Annotated in this window: 17 protein-coding genes; 5 read left to right on the top strand and 12 right to left on the bottom strand. The window is 62.1% G+C overall.

All coding sequences use genetic code 11. The features are described from left to right. The first annotated feature begins 8 nt into the window (after positions 1-8). On the top strand, positions 9-794 hold the full coding sequence (locus tag SB764_RS08855) for a taurine ABC transporter ATP-binding protein (protein ID WP_410863263.1): 786 nt from the start codon (positions 9-11) through the stop codon (positions 792-794). After that, entirely contained in the window at positions 794-1,672 is an 879-nt protein-coding gene (locus SB764_RS08850; RefSeq protein ID WP_065060512.1) for an ABC transporter permease subunit, read from the top strand. Before SB764_RS08855 ends, SB764_RS08850 begins: the two co-directional genes overlap by 1 nt. 26 nt (positions 1,673-1,698) lie before the next feature. Here SB764_RS08850 and SB764_RS08845 read toward each other — a convergent pair whose 3' ends face one another. From SB764_RS08845 to speB, 5 genes are read right to left on the bottom strand one after another with little or no spacing between them, the layout of a single operon-like run. After that, on the bottom strand, positions 1,699-2,520 hold the full coding sequence (locus tag SB764_RS08845) for an amino acid ABC transporter ATP-binding protein (protein WP_074986140.1): 822 nt from the start codon (positions 2,518-2,520) through the stop codon (positions 1,699-1,701). Beyond that, a complete protein-coding gene (locus SB764_RS08840) occupies positions 2,517-3,170 on the bottom strand; it encodes an amino acid ABC transporter permease (RefSeq protein WP_183039581.1) in 654 nt (217 codons plus the stop codon). Before SB764_RS08840 ends, SB764_RS08845 begins: the two co-directional genes overlap by 4 nt. 20 nt (positions 3,171-3,190) lie before the next feature. Beyond that, positions 3,191-3,853 carry an amino acid ABC transporter permease gene (locus SB764_RS08835; protein ID WP_110328681.1) on the bottom strand — a complete coding sequence of 221 codons (663 nt, stop codon included), beginning with the start codon at positions 3,851-3,853 and terminating at the stop codon, positions 3,191-3,193. Between the two features lie 19 nt (positions 3,854-3,872). Next, complete coding sequence (locus tag SB764_RS08830; RefSeq protein ID WP_321968919.1) at positions 3,873-4,820, bottom strand: transporter substrate-binding domain-containing protein; 948 nt, start codon at positions 4,818-4,820, stop codon at positions 3,873-3,875. Beyond that, on the bottom strand, positions 4,817-5,815 hold the full coding sequence (gene speB, locus SB764_RS08825) for an agmatinase (protein ID WP_321866979.1): 999 nt from the start codon (positions 5,813-5,815) through the stop codon (positions 4,817-4,819). Before speB ends, SB764_RS08830 begins: the two co-directional genes overlap by 4 nt. A 222-nt stretch (positions 5,816-6,037) precedes the next feature. On the opposite strand from speB, the gene SB764_RS08820 reads away from it, so the two are divergent. Both SB764_RS08820 and SB764_RS08815 read left to right on the top strand, forming a co-directional pair. Continuing rightward, positions 6,038-6,943, top strand: coding sequence for a LysR family transcriptional regulator (locus tag SB764_RS08820; protein ID WP_065060518.1), 906 nt, complete (start codon positions 6,038-6,040; stop codon positions 6,941-6,943). Positions 6,944-7,444: 501 nt separating this feature from the next. Further along, positions 7,445-8,710, top strand: a complete 1,266-nt coding sequence (locus tag SB764_RS08815) for a sensor domain-containing diguanylate cyclase (protein WP_183716766.1) — start codon at positions 7,445-7,447, stop codon at positions 8,708-8,710. 74 nt (positions 8,711-8,784) lie between these two features. Here the strand turns inward: SB764_RS08815 and SB764_RS08810 are convergent, their stop codons facing one another. From SB764_RS08810 to SB764_RS08785, 6 genes are all read right to left on the bottom strand, one after another. Further along, positions 8,785-9,945: a porin gene (locus SB764_RS08810; protein WP_410863259.1), complete on the bottom strand. Its 1,161-nt coding sequence runs from the start codon at positions 9,943-9,945 to the stop codon at positions 8,785-8,787. 576 nt (positions 9,946-10,521) lie between these two features. Further along, complete coding sequence (locus SB764_RS08805) at positions 10,522-11,643, bottom strand: NAD(P)/FAD-dependent oxidoreductase (RefSeq protein WP_321902525.1); 1,122 nt, start codon at positions 11,641-11,643, stop codon at positions 10,522-10,524. 32 nt (positions 11,644-11,675) lie between these two features. Continuing rightward, the gene (locus tag SB764_RS08800; protein WP_074986150.1) at positions 11,676-11,882 is read right to left on the bottom strand and encodes a ferredoxin; all 207 of its coding nucleotides are present in this window, start codon (positions 11,880-11,882) and stop codon (positions 11,676-11,678) included. After that, entirely contained in the window at positions 11,879-13,009 is a 1,131-nt protein-coding gene (locus SB764_RS08795; RefSeq protein WP_410863257.1) for a cytochrome P450, read from the bottom strand. The genes SB764_RS08800 and SB764_RS08795 overlap by 4 nt, the downstream gene beginning before the upstream one ends. A gap of 136 nt (positions 13,010-13,145) precedes the next feature. Next, on the bottom strand, positions 13,146-13,769 hold the full coding sequence (locus tag SB764_RS08790; RefSeq protein ID WP_065060524.1) for a TetR/AcrR family transcriptional regulator: 624 nt from the start codon (positions 13,767-13,769) through the stop codon (positions 13,146-13,148). 480 nt (positions 13,770-14,249) lie between these two features. Continuing rightward, positions 14,250-14,891: a response regulator gene (locus SB764_RS08785; protein ID WP_410863255.1), complete on the bottom strand. Its 642-nt coding sequence runs from the start codon at positions 14,889-14,891 to the stop codon at positions 14,250-14,252. 205 nt (positions 14,892-15,096) lie between these two features. Between SB764_RS08785 and SB764_RS08780 the strand changes: the two genes are divergently transcribed. Then, complete coding sequence (locus tag SB764_RS08780) at positions 15,097-15,471, top strand: hypothetical protein (protein WP_410863253.1); 375 nt, start codon at positions 15,097-15,099, stop codon at positions 15,469-15,471. 200 nt (positions 15,472-15,671) lie between these two features. Here the strand turns inward: SB764_RS08780 and SB764_RS08775 are convergent, their stop codons facing one another. After that, positions 15,672-16,211 (bottom strand): cytochrome b, encoded by a 540-nt coding sequence (locus SB764_RS08775; protein WP_321870653.1) that lies wholly within the window; start codon positions 16,209-16,211, stop codon positions 15,672-15,674. Positions 16,212-16,477: the final 266 nt, after the last annotated feature.

Here is a 16,477-nt window from a genome sequence, read left to right as displayed (position 1 = left end):
AGAGCGATATGCTCGAAATCAGGGATCTTTCGATCGAATATCCGGTTCCCAAAGGGCAGCCGAATCTCGCGCTCGACAACGTGTCGATGTCGATCGAGGCGGGGGAATTCGTGGTCGCGCTCGGCGCGTCCGGATGCGGCAAGACCACGCTGCTCAACGCGATCGCCGGTTTCATCGCGCCGACGCGCGGCGATATTCTGCTCGACGGGGCGTCGGTCGACGGACCGGGCTCGGAACGCGGCGTCGTCTTCCAGAAACATGCGCTGATGCCGTGGATGAACGTCGTCGAAAATGTCGAGTTCGGTCTTCGCCTGCGCCGCATGCCGCTGCACGAGCGACGCCGTATCGGCATGGAATGCTTGCGCCGCGTCGGGCTGTCCGAGGTCGCGCACCGGCCGGTTTACGAGCTGTCGGGCGGCATGCAGCAACGCGTGGGCGTCGCGCGGGCCATTGCGTCGTCGCCGCAGGTGATGTTGCTGGACGAGCCGCTCGGCGCACTCGACGCGTTCACCCGCGAATCGATCCAGACGTTGCTGCTCGACCTCTGGCACGACGCGAACGGCGTGTTCTTTTTCATCACGCACGATGTCGAGGAAGCGCTCTTTCTCGCCACGCGCCTCATCATCATGGCGCCGAAGCCGGGGCGCATCGTGCGCGAGATGAAGCTGCCGTTCGCACGGCAATACCTCGAAACGGGCGACGCCCGCGCAGTGAAGTCGAGCGCGGCGTTCATCGAGATGCGCGAACAGGTGCTCTCGCTCGTTCATGCCGCCACCTCAGGAGGGCTCAACTGATGACGGGTACGACGCCGATCAAACTGGCCGAGCACGCGAACCCGGCCGTCCCGCCTGCCGTGCCACGACAGGCGCGCCGCCGTCGTGCGAGCCGCTATGGCGCGCCGGGGCAAGGCAATACGGGGATGATCAGCGCGGCGACGACCGTCGCGTTGATCGTCCTGTGGTGGGCCGCGACGCATTTTGGCTGGATCAAACCCCTGTTCCTGCCGTCGCCGGGTGCGACGTTCGACGCCTTCATCGGGGCGATCAAGGGCGATACGCAAGGCGGCACGCCGCTCGTCGAGCACGTCTCGATCAGTGTCGTGCGCGTGATCAGCGCGTTCGCGCTCGCGGTCGTCACGGCGGTTCCCGTGGGCATCGCGATGGGCACGTCGCGGATCGCTCGCGGGATCTTCGATCCGGTGATCGAGTTCTATCGTCCGTTGCCGCCGCTGGCCTATCTGCCGTTGATCGTGATCTGGCTCGGCATCGACGAAACCGCCAAGATCACGCTGATCTACCTCGCCTGTTTCGCGCCGCTCGCGATGGCATCGAAAGCGGGCGTGCGCTCGGTCGCGATCGAGCAGATCAATGCGGCGCGCTCCCTCGGCGCGACGCGGTGGCAGGTGATCCGGCTCGTCGTGCTGCCCGCCGCCATGCCGGAGATTCTGACCGGCATGCGTATCGCCATCGGCTTTGGCTGGACGACGCTGGTCGCGGCGGAGATGGTGGCGGCCACCGCGGGCCTGGGCCAGATGGTGCTCAATGCGTCGAACTTTCTGCGCACCGACGTCGTCATCATGGGGATCGTGCTGATCGGCGTACTGGCCTATTGCTTCGATCTGCTGATGCGTCAGGTCGAACGGGCGCTGACGCCGTGGAAGGGCCGCATGTGAGGGGCGCCTGACGGCGCGAGCGGGCATCATGTCCCGCTTGCGCTGGCCGCGTTGACGGCCGCCAGCGGCAGGCTGCGGTCGAGCCACGGTTTCAGGAATTGTTGCAGGCGCGGCGTGCGCGTATTGCCGAACAATTGCGCCGGCGGTCCGGCCTCGATAATTCGCCCCGCTTCCATGAATACCACCTTGTCGGAGATCTTGGCCGCGAAGCTCATTTCGTGCGTCACCATCACCATCGTGATGCCGTCCTGCGCGAGTGAACGGATCACGCTCAGCACTTCCTCGACGAGTTCCGGGTCGAGCGCGGAAGTCGGTTCGTCGAGCAGCATCACTTCGGGCTCGATGGCCAGCGCCCGCGCGATGCCCACGCGTTGCTGCTGGCCGCCGCTCAAGCTGGCGGGGTGAGCGTCGGCCTTGTGCGCGAGGCCGACCCGGTCGAGCGCGGCGAGCGCCTGGCGCCGCGCCTGCTGCTTGTCGATCTTCTTGGCGAGGACGAGCGGCGCGGCGACGTTGGCGAGCACGGACAGATGCGGCCACAGATTGAATTGCTGGAACACCATGGCGAGCGGGCGGCGCACTTCGGCGATGCTCGACTCGCTGTCACGATCGCGCGGCGTGCGGCCGGTCGACTGGTAGCCGAGCAGTTGTCCCTTGATCCACACTTCGCCCTCGTCGTAAGCCTCGAGGAAATTCATGCAGCGCAGCGCCGTGGTCTTGCCCGAACCGGACGGCCCGATCAGCGTGACGATTTCGCCGCGCATCACGTCGAGATCGATGCCCTTGAGCACGCGGTTGGCGCCATAGGACTTGCCGACGGCGCGTAGCTGGACGATGGGCAAGGCAGTCATGAGGTCTTCCTGGAAAGGGCAAACAGCCGGGCCGCGCGTTGCGCGAGCGCGGCGACGGACTGGGTCAGCAGCCAGTAGCACAGAATCAGGAGCGCATACGGGCCGATGTAGGTGTAGGTCGATGCAACGATGTCGCTGGTGGTCATGGTCAATTCGGGCACGGTGATGATCGACGCCACCGCGCTTTCCTTGATGACGAGAATCACCTGATTGGTGAGCAGCGGAAGGGCGAAGGCCATGGCCTGCGGCAACTCGATCGTGCGGAACGCGGCCCAGCGCCCGATGCCGAACGCGCGTACGGCTTCGAGCTGGCCGCGCGCGATGCTCGCCCAGCCCGCGCGGAAAATCTCCGCAAAATAGGCGGCCGAATAGAGCGCCAGCGAGACGACCGTCGCCTGCACGGCGGTCATCGTGACGCCGAGCGCGGGCAGGCCGAAATAGAGGATGAGCAGTTGCGACAGATACGGCGTGCCGCGCACGAGCCAGACATAGAGGCGATACGGCCAGGCCAGCGTGCGCGCAAAGCGCAGCCGCAGCGCATTGAGCAGAAAGCCGCCGGCCATGCCGAATAGCGCACCCGTCAAGCTGACTTCGAGCGTGACGAGCATCGCGGCTGCAAAGCGCGGGATGAGCGGGATAAATGTGTTCATGTGTCGAGCGCCATGACCTGTTACGCAGGCCGTTGCCGATGCCGTTCATGGCAACGGGCGGCGACAGCGAGCAGCGAGGTCATCGCCAGATAGAAACACGCTGCGAACGTATAGACTTCGAGCGGCCGGTAACTGGACGACGAAAGCTGTTGCGCCGCACGCATCAGATCGGTGACGGCGATCACCGACACGACCGCCGACGCCTTGACGATGTCGATCATCTCCGAGACCAGCGCGGGCAGCGTCATGGCGACTACCTGAGGCACTTCGATATGCCACAGGGTCTGCCGGCGCGAGAGATTGAAGGTGCTGGCGGCCTCGATTTGTCCGCGAGGAATCGCCCGGAATCCGGTGCCGAGGATCTGCGATTGATACGCGGCCGTGTTCAGCGCCAGACCGGCTGCCGCCGCGGCGGTCCCCGGGATATCGAGGCCGAGCGCGGAGGGCAGGTAGTAGAGCACCAGCAGTTGCGTGAGCACCGGCGTGCCGCGGATTGCGCTCACGTACACGCGGGCCGTGCGGCGCAGCAACGCGCTCCGGTCAATGGACATCATATGGAGGGCGACGCCTCCGACGAATCCGCCGAGCGTCGCCACCACGGACAAGCCAAGCGTGGTGAGCGCGCCATCCATCAATTGCGGCAGGTAGGTCGAGAGGCGGCCGAACAGGGCGGGGACGGACATGTTTTCGCGGTGAAGGCGCTTACATCGACGGAACGGGCAGCGCGTCGGCCGGAACGTCCATGGTCGTGCCGAACCATTTCAATTGCAGCTTCTTCATGGTGCCGTCGCGGTTCGCCTCGGCGATGCCGTCGCTGATCACACGCAGTAGCGCGCCGCTGTCGCTGTCCTTGCGCATGACCCACGCAAAGTAGCTCTTGGGCCCGATGGTCTGCGGCATCACGGCAAACACGCCCGGACGCGATTTCATCAACGGTCCGATGTTTGCCAGCGATTGCGCAACCACATCGATCCGTCCGGCGGCCAGATCGCCATAGGCTTCGTCGTAGGACACGTATTGCTTGATCTGCTTGAGCCCTTCGCCGCCCGAGGATTTCAGCGTTTTATCGAGGGCGGTCAGCGCCTGGGTTTGTACCGACCCGATCTGCGCGCCGGCGATTTTCCCGTTGAGATCGCCGGTCGATTTAACCGAACCGGCTTCGTTCGCACGGAGCAGCACGCCAATCGTGGCGTCGGCAACCGGCAGCGTGAATGCGAAGTGGTCGGCGCGATCCTTGTTGACCGTCACCGCCGCGAGAATCATGTCGAACCGGCGGGCGTCGAGTCCCGGCAGCAGGCCCTGGAAGGGCAGATCGCTCACCTTGAGTTTCACGCCCGGCAGCGCCTTGCCGAGAACGTGGTTCATGAGGTCGATGTCGTAGCCGACGATCTTGCCGGCGTCGACATATTCGAAAGGCGCATAGCGGGCTTCAGTCGCGACCGTCAGCTGTTTTGCGTCCTTGATTCGAGCGAGGAGATCGCCTTGCTGGGCCCACGAGCAGGCTGGGGCCAGCAGCGCGACGGAGGCGACGATGGGAATGATCGACCGCGAAAGGAAGGTGTGCATAGAGGTTCCGTCGAATGCGTGGTGGTGATGGGAAAGGCGGAGCGAAGCGCAGCCGGCCCCCGACGAATCGGGCGCCGGTATCAAGCCGACACGAGGGCGCGTGTCGCGTCGCGCTTGCGTTTGGCGATGCTCTGCGCGAGGACGCAAAGGATTTCGTACAGCAGGGTTGCGCCGACGAACGCGGTATTGCCGGTTTGGTCGAACGGCGGCGAGACCTCGACGAGATCGCCGCCGACGAGATTCAGGCCGCACAATCCGCGAACGAGCTGTTGTGCTTCGTAAGTCGTCAGGCCGCCGATCTCCGGCGTGCCGGTCCCGGGCGCATAGACGGGATCGAGTGCGTCCACATCGAACGACACATACGTGGGCAGGTCGCCGACCACCCGGCGCGCTTCGGCCAGCACACCCGGCACGCCCAGCGCGTGGAACTCGTCGATATCGATCACGCGGATACCTTGGCGCTCGCCCCAATCGTTCTCGCTGTCGTTGTATTGCGCCCCGCGAATGCCGATCTGTACGATGCGTTTGGGATCGAGCAGGTTCTCCTCGATCGCACGCCGGAAAGGGGTGCCGTGCGTATAGAGACTGTCGCCGAAATAGCGGTCCCAGGTGTCCGTATGCGCGTCGAAATGCACCATGCCGATCGGACCGTTTTTCGCGAGCGCGCGCAGGACAGGCAACGAGACGAGGTGGTCGCCGCCGACCGACAAGGGCGCAATGCCGGCGTCATGAAGCGTCGTGTAGAAGTCCGTGATCAGCGCGAGTGTCGCCGTCAGGTCGACCGGATTGACCGGCGTATCGCCGAGATCGGCACAGTTGCACAGTGCAAACGGATTGATGCCCGACGCGCGGTTCACGTTGCGCGTCATGGTCGAGGCGTCGCGCACGTGTCGGGGACCGTGCCGCGCACCGGCACGGTTCGTGGTCCCGCCGTCCCAGGGAATGCCGACCAGCCCGATATCGACCTCGGCATGAAGCGGGTCTTGCGGCGTGACGTAGGGTAGACGCATGAACGTGGCAATGCCTGCAAAACGCGGAAGCACGGTCGCGGTGACCGGGCTGAAACGATTTTTTTCCATCTGTTCTCCTGCTTACAATCGATGAGGTGGTTCGCACCGGTGAAGCGGATCTTTTCATGACAAATTGAAACGATGAACAGCAATGTCCAAAACCTTACTTTCGAAAATCAGGAGGTATGACGCGTGCGCCGCTGGGGCTAAGACGGGTGACGCGCGGTGCGTGCGGGCGCGCTGCGGGGGCGGATTTTCGTTTCGGGTGTTTGACTGCGCATGTGCTGCGCCATGCTGAAAATCTCGGATTTTGATCTTCGCCAACTGCGCGTGTTCAAGGCCGTCGCCGATTGCGGAGGGTTCTCCGCAGCGGAAGCGTCGTTAAACATGACGCTCTCGGCGATCAGCCTTCAGATGGCCGAATTAGAGGGCCGGGTTGGCCTGAGGTTGTGCGAGCGTGGCCGAGGCGGATTCCGGCTGACTGACGCTGGCCGCAGACTCTATGATTCCGTCGAGAAGCTCATCGCTTCGGTGGAGGATTTCCATGTGGATATCGGCGCCATTCACGGCCGGATTAGCGGCCGGCTGTCGATCGGCACAGTCGATAACACGATCAGCAATCCTGGTGGCCGGCTGGCTGCGGCACTTCGCGCAGTCAGAGAGCGTGACAGCGACCTCAGTATTACGCTGGAGATCGGGTCGGCAAGTCAGATCGAGGATGCCGTGCAAAGCGGGCGGCTGGATGTCGGGATCGGACCGTTTAGAGGCGCTGTGGCGAGCTTGTCGTATGAGCACCTCTACACGGAATCGCTCCAGTTGTATTGCGGCCGGGGCCATGCGTTCTTCGATGGCCCACCGTCCACGTTCGATCCCTCCGCAGTGACGGGAATCGACTATGTCACGCGCGGCTACTTTCGCGAACTGAAGGAGCTGCCCGAGCTGGAGAACTTTCGGCTAGCTGCTGTCGCCAACAACATGGAGGGCGTCGCGATGCTGGTGCTCTCCGGCAAGCTGGTTGGCTTTCTGCCGCGGCACTACGCGGCTTACTGGATCGAGCGTGATTTGATGCGGGTGTTGTTCGAGCAGTCACTGGAACACCGCGTTGAATTCAACGTGATCAGCCGACGCGACCAGAAAGTGACTGAGCGCCTGCGGCTGTTTCTGCGTGCTTTGCGTGAACCTGGCGCGCGGAACTGACACTCGTACTGTTGGCAAAGGGTAGCGCCCTTGCGGGACGAGGGCGAGATTCGTGCGCTCACGGCAACCCTGACGCCCACGCTATTCACCGCGTCGCCCATCAAGCCGTGGCAGGATAGTACGGATGTAGCGGGCGTGGATCCGGAGAATGGACTCACGCTCGCTGCGCATATCGACCGTTGGCTCGGCCGGCACCGCTCATGCTCCCGGCAGAATCGAGCCGATTTTGTAATCAACGGTAATAGTCAGTGGGAGACGAAGCCTCTCGCGAGAACTCAGTTCCTTGACGCTCGGGGCACGCTTCACGTAGGGTGAATGACGAATTTCACTTCGCGCATCGGTCGAAGTTACCGTTCAAAGTTTCAGCTTCGAAACGCCGATAACCCGGTAAACGCCCGGAACTCGCCGATGGCCCCTTCGCAATCAATCAGCATGCGCGCCGATCAAGCATCTTTGTAAGGTGAAATCTTGTCTGACCGTTTCAAAGAACAGCACCCAGCCATGGACACCCATGCCCCATGCGTCGCCCTGATCGGACTCGACGACAGCAGGCATCTCGTCGTCACCGCGTGCAATGACCGGTTCTTCGAGCTGTTGGGCGAAACGGCAGTCGATACGCAAATTTTTCCGATCCGTTTTGACGCACTGGTTGCGGATTCCACACAGCGCGAGTTGCGCGAGAAATTGCTCGCATGTTTCTCAGCCGGCTCGCCTGCTCGGCCCGAGCACACCCACGACGTTCGCAACGGCGGCTCGTGGTGGCGCCTTTCACTCAAACCGATCAAACGTCAAAACGGCGACGCATGCGCAGATGAGGTGCTCGTGACCGGGTTCGACATGGTCGCGCAAAGCCAGCCGGCTCAAGCGCCGGAAGCCGATGCATCGCGTTATCGCGCGCTGGTCGACCTCGCCTATGACGCGATCGTGACCATGGACGAGCAGCACAACATCACATTGTTCAATCGCGCAGCGGAGAATCTCTTTGGTTATTCGTCGGCCGAGATACTCGGCCAGCCCATCGTGACCCTGTTGCCCGAGCGATTCCGCGCCGGCCATCCGCACAAGGTGAAGCAGTTCGCGGACGCCTATCAGCCGACGCTTCGGCAGGCAACTCCGCCGCGTATGGACGAAACCAACAGTGTGTACGGACAGCATCGCGACGGCTCGATCGTGCCGGTTGAAATTGCGGTCTCCAAGATCAGCTTTAATGGCGGCGTCGAATTCATGGCGGTCGTTCGCGACATTACCGATCGCGCGAGACTAATGGAACTGCTCAAGAAGCAGGCCGTCACCGATGCGCTCACAGGTTTGCCGAATCGCCGGGCGTTTCTGGAGTTCGTACAAAAATTGTTCGGGACCACCGATCTGTTTTCGGTGTTCATCCTCGACATTGACTTCTTCAAGAAGATCAATGACCAGTATGGCCACGACGTTGGCGATGAAGTGTTGCGCGCGCTCGCGAAGATCGGCGAATCGATCACGACACGGCCGTGCCTGTTTGCTCGCTGGGGCGGTGAGGAGTTCGTCGCTGCGCTGCCGGGCGCCGATGTCGGTCTTGCGCAGAGCATCGCGAACACACTGCGGCAGCGCATCGAACGGCGGGACTTCGAGCACGTGTGGCGCGTAAAGCCGGTGGCATTCACCGTGAGTATCGGTGTGGTCACGCGTGAAGCCGACGAGATCGATGTCGACACGTTGATGAGGCGCGCAGACCAGGCGCTTTATCGGGCCAAGAAGTCTGGCCGCAATCGTGTCGAGACTGGATAGGTTTTCCGTTTGACGAGACAGCAGCGCGTGTCTATCCGATATCGTGCGCTGCCGCGTGATGTGCAACGGATCGATCAGAAACGGTGCCGCAATCCCAGCGCGGTGACGAGCTGGTTTGCGCCGGATGCGCGCGAGAAGTTTGAAATCTGCGCACCCTGAATACCCGTTCCTGCCAATTGATTGGCGCGCTGATAAATGGCTTCCGCGTAAACGTCCGTGCGGGGCGTCAGGAAGTAGGTGTTGACGATGCCGACCTGATGCCACTTCGGATAACGCACGCCCGTCGCCGTAGCGAAACGGCCAAGCGTAAACGTATAGCCTGCCGAAATGTCCCACCGCGGATTCACCGCGTAGCGCACGTTGATTTCGACGTTGTCGAAGCGCACGTCTTCGCCGGGTAGTTTGATGGCGGTATCGGCCACGTTGTTGATCGACGTAGCCTTGTCGAGGCGCGTCTCACTGAATATGAGTCCGACGGCGGTCTGATTGACGTGATAAAGGCCGCCTGCGGCCCAGGTGCTCTGCCGCTGCGCATTGAACGGCGCGCCGGCCGGCTCGGCGCCATTCGTGTTGGCCGTCGCGAGATTCGATGCGTTATTGAACTGGAGGTAGCCAGCCCCGAGGTCCAGGTTGTTGGACTGATAGCCCGCGCCGAAACTGTATGCGCGGTTATCCGCAAAGCCGCCTGCCTCATTCGAAAAACCATATAGCGCGCCGAGCTTCACGCCGCCCAGCAGCACAGGGCTTGTGTATTTCACGGAGTTATTCGTGCGCGTGTAGTTGTCGAGGTTGTCGTTGTCGAAAACGTGGGCGAAGGCTGTTCCGCCGTATCGTGTTCCTCCTAGCGCAAACGGTTCGACAAACTGAACGACCTCGTCGAACTGACGACCGAAGGTGAGCGTGCCTGTCGACTGCGAAGCAAGTCCCATCCACGACTGAAAACCAAACAGTCGGCCCTGCTGCGCGGCCGAGCCGTTCATGACGCTGAACCCGTTAGTCAGCGTAAAGATCGCGCTGAGATCGTTGCTGATCTGTTCATTGCCGGAGAGCGCCCAGCGGCTGATGTTGATGTCCCCGTTCTTTGCCTGCCACGCGCTTTGATGACCATTGGCATTGCCTGCGTCGCTGACGTAGGCAATGCCCGCGTCCACCGATCCCGACAGATGCACCGAGCTTTGCGCATGCAACACCGGGCTGACAAAAGCAAGCAGAACGCTGGTCGCCCGGATGTCCATCCTGATCTTTCTTCTATTCATAGAATCATATTTGTATTTGCGAGTTGTCTCTGTGTATTCCGATATAACTTTCGGGAATTTATTAATATGATTATCCATTTTATGGATCTGCCTTCCTCTTTTAAAAGGCTCTTGCGGGCTGGCGTTTGAACTGGCTGCGGGTGTGGCTGCCGTCGTGGACTGGTATGAGAATTGAACCCGTCTCGGCTCGCGGCGCGACGGGTGATCGATATAATCGATGCAGGAACCGAAGCCGATAAAGTCGGCTTTCAGGAACAGACTGTTATGAATTGCTCAACATTGAGTTGAGTGCCGAACGCAGGACAGCGCCCGAGTCATTGGATGAATCGGCATGTCCAAATGCGTTTTTATTGGTTGATTTTTCTGTTCGGCGAGGTGCATGCGCGCGAATGAATCGACCCGAGGCGGAACTTCGCGAGATAAGGCGGGATCTCGATGACGTTTCCATCACGCAATCTGAATCCAGCTCTATGCGAGCGCGTCAATCTCCGTGAGGCATCCCGGCAGATCGTAAATGGGTTCGACCAGACCGGCGGCACCGGTAATCTCGCTCCGTTACGCGCCGAGCGTCGTCAGTCGGCGTAGTTTGGGAATCGGGATGCGATAGTCGAGCGCAACGGCGGTCCACGGGCCATTCGAGTGTCGCCAGCGAAACACGCCCTGTTCTGCCGTCCCTTCCGCGATCTCCGGCTCGCCCGCGACCGGCGTCGGCCCGATGGCCTTGAGGGAGACCCCGAACGCCTCCGTCCAGAAGTACTGCTGGAAGGCCAGTTCCGGCGCATCCGGTCTGAGCAGCGCGGCGGCGGCCACCTTTGCCTGATCGATGGCGCTCGTCCACAGCGGCACACGCGCGACGCGCCCCGCGTGCGGAAACGCGGCGACATCGCCCGCGGCCGCGATATTCGGACGAACGAGGCCGCGCGTGTCCACTACGAGCGCGCCGCCGGTGAGCAGTCCGCTCGTGGTCAGCCATTCGACATTCGGAACGTCGCCGATGGCCGAAACAATCACCTCCGCCTCGATGACTGTGCCGTCGCCGAGAGTTACGACGGACGACCCGTCACGTGTCACGACTTCCGCGCAGCCCGTCGTCATGATGGTGAGGCCCTGCGCGAGCGCCGCATGATGGAGCCGCGCGGCGAGCCACGCGCCGAGCTGGGAAGCGAGCGGCATGCCTTGCGAAACGAGTGTGGTCGCGCATCCCGCCGCCACCGCGCCGGATGCGATCTCCATGCCGAGCGGACCACCGCCCACGACCACGACCGAAGGTCTCGACGCGAGCCGCGCACGCAGCGCCAGCGCGTCGGCGAGCGTGCGAACGGTGTATCCCTCGCCGGGATCGCTAGGATTGCCGCGAACGAGGCGTCTGGCGCGCGTGCCGGTGGCGATCACCAGCGCGTCATACGGCACCGCGTCGCCATCCGCAAGCCGCACGCATTGCCTGGCCACATCGACACCGACGGCAGCCATGCCGCGCCGCTCGGTCGCGCCGTGGGTCGCCTCCGGCAGCAGGTGCGAGGTGAGGTCATCGCCGTCGCGCAACAAGGCCTTGGACAAGGCAGGGCGGCTGTAAGGCGCGACCGGTTCGTCCCCGATGATCGTGATGGAGCCGTCGAATCCTTCGGCGCGCAGCGTGTCGCACGCGGTCAAGCCCGCGATGCCGTTGCCCACCACCACGATGCGTCGCGGGGTATCCGAAAGCGTGTTCATCAGGGCGCCTCGTCCTCGATGAGCCTGAGCGCGGCCACCGGGCAGACACGCGCCGCGGCTTGCGCCGCCGCGAGGTTCGCCGCGCTGATCTCGTTCACGTCGATGGCGGCATAGCCCTCATCGTCGATATGAAGCAGTTGCGCGGCCACTTCTTCGCACAGGCCATGACCTTCGCAACGCGGGCGATCCAGTATCAGTTTGATCATGCGACCTCCAGCCCGATGACAGGAACGGTGTCGAAGGACACGGTGACATTGCTCGGCGCGCGGGCCACCTCGCCGATGCGGAACGACTTGATCTGCGTGGCCAGCGCCTCGATGATCGCCGCGCCCTCCATGCGCGCAAGACCCTGACCGGCGCAACCGTGCGGGCCATAGCCGAAGGAGAGATGGTCGATCGGGTTGCGCGTCACGTCGAAGATGTCCGGGTTCGCGTAATGACGCGGATCGCGGTTGCCGGCGCCCAGCATGACCGCAATGCGCGAGCCGCCCGGGATCGTCGCGCCGCCGACTTCCACGTCCTGCGCCGTCACGCGGCTCCAGACATGGACGGGCGAGTAGTAGCGCAGCACTTCGTTGAACGCCGACGGAACGAGCGAGAGATCGGCTCGCACCTTGGCGAACGCTTCGGGAAAACGCCCGAACAGCGCGACGGTGTTGCCGATCGCGGCAAGCGTCGTGTCGAGCCCGGCGCCGAGATACTGGTGGATGATGTGACGCGCGGCGCCGGCGGGAATCATCCCGTTGTTCTCCGCCTCGAAGACGCCCCAGCCGACCGAGCCAGGGGTGAGGGTGTCCTGGGTGATCTGCGAGCAGTAGCCGTAAAGCTCGCCCGCGATGGGGAAGTTCTCCACCGTGCGCTGGTTCATCGGCCCGATGACTTCCATCGCGGCCTGTCCCCAGCGCAGCATGTTCGCCCTGGCCTCGCCCTGAAAGCCGACGAGGTCGGCGACAACGCCGATCGGAAAGCGCCGGGCGATTTCGTCGATCGCGTCGAAGGACGGCTGCTTGACGAGGCGGGCCACCAGCGCCTGCGCATTCGCCTTGATCTGCTCGCCCAGTCCGCGCAGAGCCCGCGGCGTGAGGTTTTCGGAAAGCGCGGCGCGCAATTGGGTATGGGTCGGCGGGTCGGAGGCCAGCGACGTGCCCTGCAAGGCCTGGTTCACACCGTCGTTAAAGCCGACGCCCTGAGCGGACGAGAATCGCGCCGGGTCCGCAAGCGCGTCCTTGATGACATCGTAGCCAGTCAAGGCGTAGAGATTCGAGTGCGTGAGATAGACGACGTCGCCGAGTTCGCGCAATGCGCGGTATGTCGGGTAAGGATCGACGAGCACATCGGCGGCCCAAAGGTCGATACCGGATGAACGGGGTGTCACAGGCCAGCTCCTCGTGGTGGATGGATGGCCTGTATTCTTAGTTTCGCTTTACATCATGTAAACCCAATGGATACCATGACAGGGTAATCCCGAATCAGGTCGCGCCCAGCATCTTCCACCACAGTTCGGCCAGGACATCGAGCGCCGGTTCGGACGTCAGATCCAGCTCGCCGCGCATCCATGAGAGCGCGGTCTGCTCCAGCGCGACATAGGCCAGTTCACCGCGAAAATGTCGCGTGCCCGGCTCGTAGCGGTTGGCGGCATCAAGGCCTTCCCGGATGTCTGCCACCACTTCCTCGATCCAGCCGCGCATCAGTGCGCGCATTTCGGCATCGACCGCCGCGGCCTCGGTGACGGCCAGAAGATAAGGCTTGATCAACGGCCAGCGCGCGGCCTGCGCGCGCAGCCAGTCGTCCAGCATTTCGTGCGAGCCTTCGCGCACGGCCGCGACCAGCGAACTGGCGGTGGAACTGCGGCCTGGTTCGTCGCGCCGCTCAAGGATGGTGTCGAGCTCGTGAATCACCGCGCGCATCAATTCGCGGCGCGACTCGAAGTGAGAGTAGAACGTGACACGCGTGGTGTTCGCGGCGGCGGCAATGTCGTCGACGGTGGTCGCCACGTAGCCGCGCGAAACAAACAATTCGAGCGCGCTTGAAAGGATGCGCTGTCGAGTCGCTTCCTTCTGAATTTGCCGCTGGTTTTTGGGTTGTGTGGTCATGGCGGCCACGATAACACTATCATCGGCGCCGTCGGGCTTCTTCCGGAATTGTGCGCTTCAGCAGCGCGGCGTCCCGAGGGCGGTTAGCGCTGCGGCCTGCTACGGCGGCGACCATAGGGTCGTTCTCGGCTGCAACCCTGGCGAATGGCGCCCCCGCCGGGCAGTTGCAGGGGCGCCCTGCGATTCGCGCGATGTCGGCGAGATTGACCCTGCCCCCTGCGTGCTGCTGAGCACGGCTTCGAGCGCTCGCGCCTCCATCGACGAACGCTGGACTCGCGCGTGCTGCGTGTGTTGCGCGATTCCGGAGCCTCCGACGATCGTATCGCCCCGACGGCAACAGCACGCCGGTCATCCCTTGCGTAATGCTCAGGGAACCTGAATATTGTGGGCGGAAGATAAAGGCGAAGAACCCGATTGAAGCGAATCAGTTTGTCGCGCGGGACTGGTCATGTGCTGCGCTCAGCCAGAGCAGCGTCACCCTCATGGATCGTCGTCGGGCACGAGCTTGTAGGCAATCGCATAACGGATAAGATCGATATCGTTGCGAAGTTCCATCTTCCTGATGATGTTTGCGCGATGAGTGCTGACGGTTTTCTGACTGATATCCATGGTGTTCGCTATTTCGACTCCGGATTGCCCGCACGCAATGCGCTGAAAAATGCGCATTTCAGTCGCTGTTAGCCTCTCGTGGGGAAGTCCACGCGATGTTGCGGCATCGACTTGCGTTTCAATACGACCTGAAAGGTTGATATATACCCCACCGCCAGCAATTTTCCGCAGCGCCGCGATCAGTTCATGTGCCGGACTGTTCTTCGTCACGAAACCTGAAGCCCCCGCTGCGAGGCATTCGCGGGCAACACCAGGGTCTGAGTATTTCGTCACCACCAGGACTTTCGGAGATTGGACTGAGCGCCGAATTTCGCGGATCAGATGTTCGCCGCGCAAGCCGCTCATTGCTAGACCAAGAGTCAGTATGTCTGGAGAGGAGTGTGTGACCAGACGAAGCGTCCCGTCGCCGTCCGATGCCTCGCCGACAATGTCGAAACCGCCTGCCAATTCCAGCGCGCTTCGGATTCCTACGCGGATGATCGCGTGTTCGTCAGCTATGCCAACCCTGATCATGACGCGCTCCATGGTTCCGCGACTATGCGGGTAGATTCAGACTGTATCGCCAGAAGATGGGCGAGGCAACCAGGTCCGATACAGAGCGGATTCTGTATACTTTTTGGCTGGCGTGCATTTCGTGAAACAGTTGTTGCGCTATGCAATTGAAAGGCACAGACTCGGGCAAACCCTTCCAGTCGAAGGTGAATAGTATGGGGGGGATATGGGACTCGGAATGGATGTGGCCTGCGTCGGCTTTGAGAAAACGCGGGAAATCGAATCTGCGGCAGCGCAGGCCCTTTTAAAACTGCTCCACTTCGCTAATGAAGTCACGCATTGCAGTCTCACGATAACGCGCTCGGAGTCAATCTATCTCACGACGCTCGAGGTCTTCGCGAGCAAAAGGCAGCGGGTTTTTACCCAGAAGTACAGTGGCGATACTCTGCTGCCTTTGATCGAGCAGGTTTTCACTGAAACCGAAGCTCGGCTGTCCGCTTTTATTTTTCGCCAGGCAACAACCTGTTCATCGGCAGCGGACCTCGCCGGGGCACCTGAATACGCAAAACAAGGCAAGCAGCGCGACCACAAACAGGATTGACCGTGTCGCCACGGCGCATCTCTCAGCGGACAGGCCTCTCGTTTTTTATTCTGATTTTCCGCCGCGGCGCCACGCGTGACGCATGTCAAACTGCCGCGGCAATAGCGAGGATCGATTAAAGGCACTAAATGAAAAACGGCTCGTTCCTTTTGCAGGAAACGAGCCATTGGCAAACTGTTGACGCGATGACCGGATGGCGATTACCCGGTTATCCGTTGCAGCACCTTATCCTTCAGCACGAAACGGTGGAACAGTGCTGCGCCGACATGCACGCCGATCAGCACCAGCAGCGCCCAGGCGAGCGTGCCATGGATGTCTCCCATCGCATGTCCGGCGGTTGATCCGGTGGGCACGAGCGCTGGCAACGGTAGTGCGCCGAAGACCGTCTCTTTCCACCCTCGTGACGATGCGTTGGCCCAGCCAAGCAGCGGAACCGCAATCAGCGCGGCATAAAGCAGGAAGTGCGTGGAGCGAGAAACGGTGGCCAGCAGCGGCGGCAGTGTGCCCGGAGGTGGCCTGTGCGTGACGCGCCAGACGACCCGTACAGCCATGGCCGCAATGAGTGCCGTACCAATCGCAAGGTGCCACGCAATGAGTCCGACCGGTTGCGTATCGCGGTGCACGTCGGGCATCGTCCAGGCCACGACGAATTGAGCAGCAACCAGGACGACAATCGACCAGTGAAGAAGTCGGGCAACGAGTCCGTAGGTCTCGTCGCCGTTTTGCTTGATGGCAGACATCGTCACTCCTTGAAGAGTTTGGAACGTGTGTAGCGTGTATCTTGCACGAGAAGCCTTATCCAACGCTTAAGAGACCGCTCGCTGCGCGAACCTCGCAGGGTTTCGTCGCAAGGACGCCTGTTTGCAAACGAGTCTGGATTCAGATCGGAGCCGTCGGCGTCCGGCCTGGTTTGACGCCAGTCAAGGGGTGCTAAGAACCGGTTAATACACTGTGTCAGGCACACCTTACAGTCGTCCGGAAATTCGTACCGCAATCTGCCTCGAGA

It is taken from the genome of Paraburkholderia sp. SIMBA_027, assembly GCF_046535315.1.
Lineage (GTDB): Bacteria > Pseudomonadota > Gammaproteobacteria > Burkholderiales > Burkholderiaceae > Paraburkholderia > Paraburkholderia tropica.
This window is presented reverse-complemented; position numbering and strand designations above follow the sequence as displayed.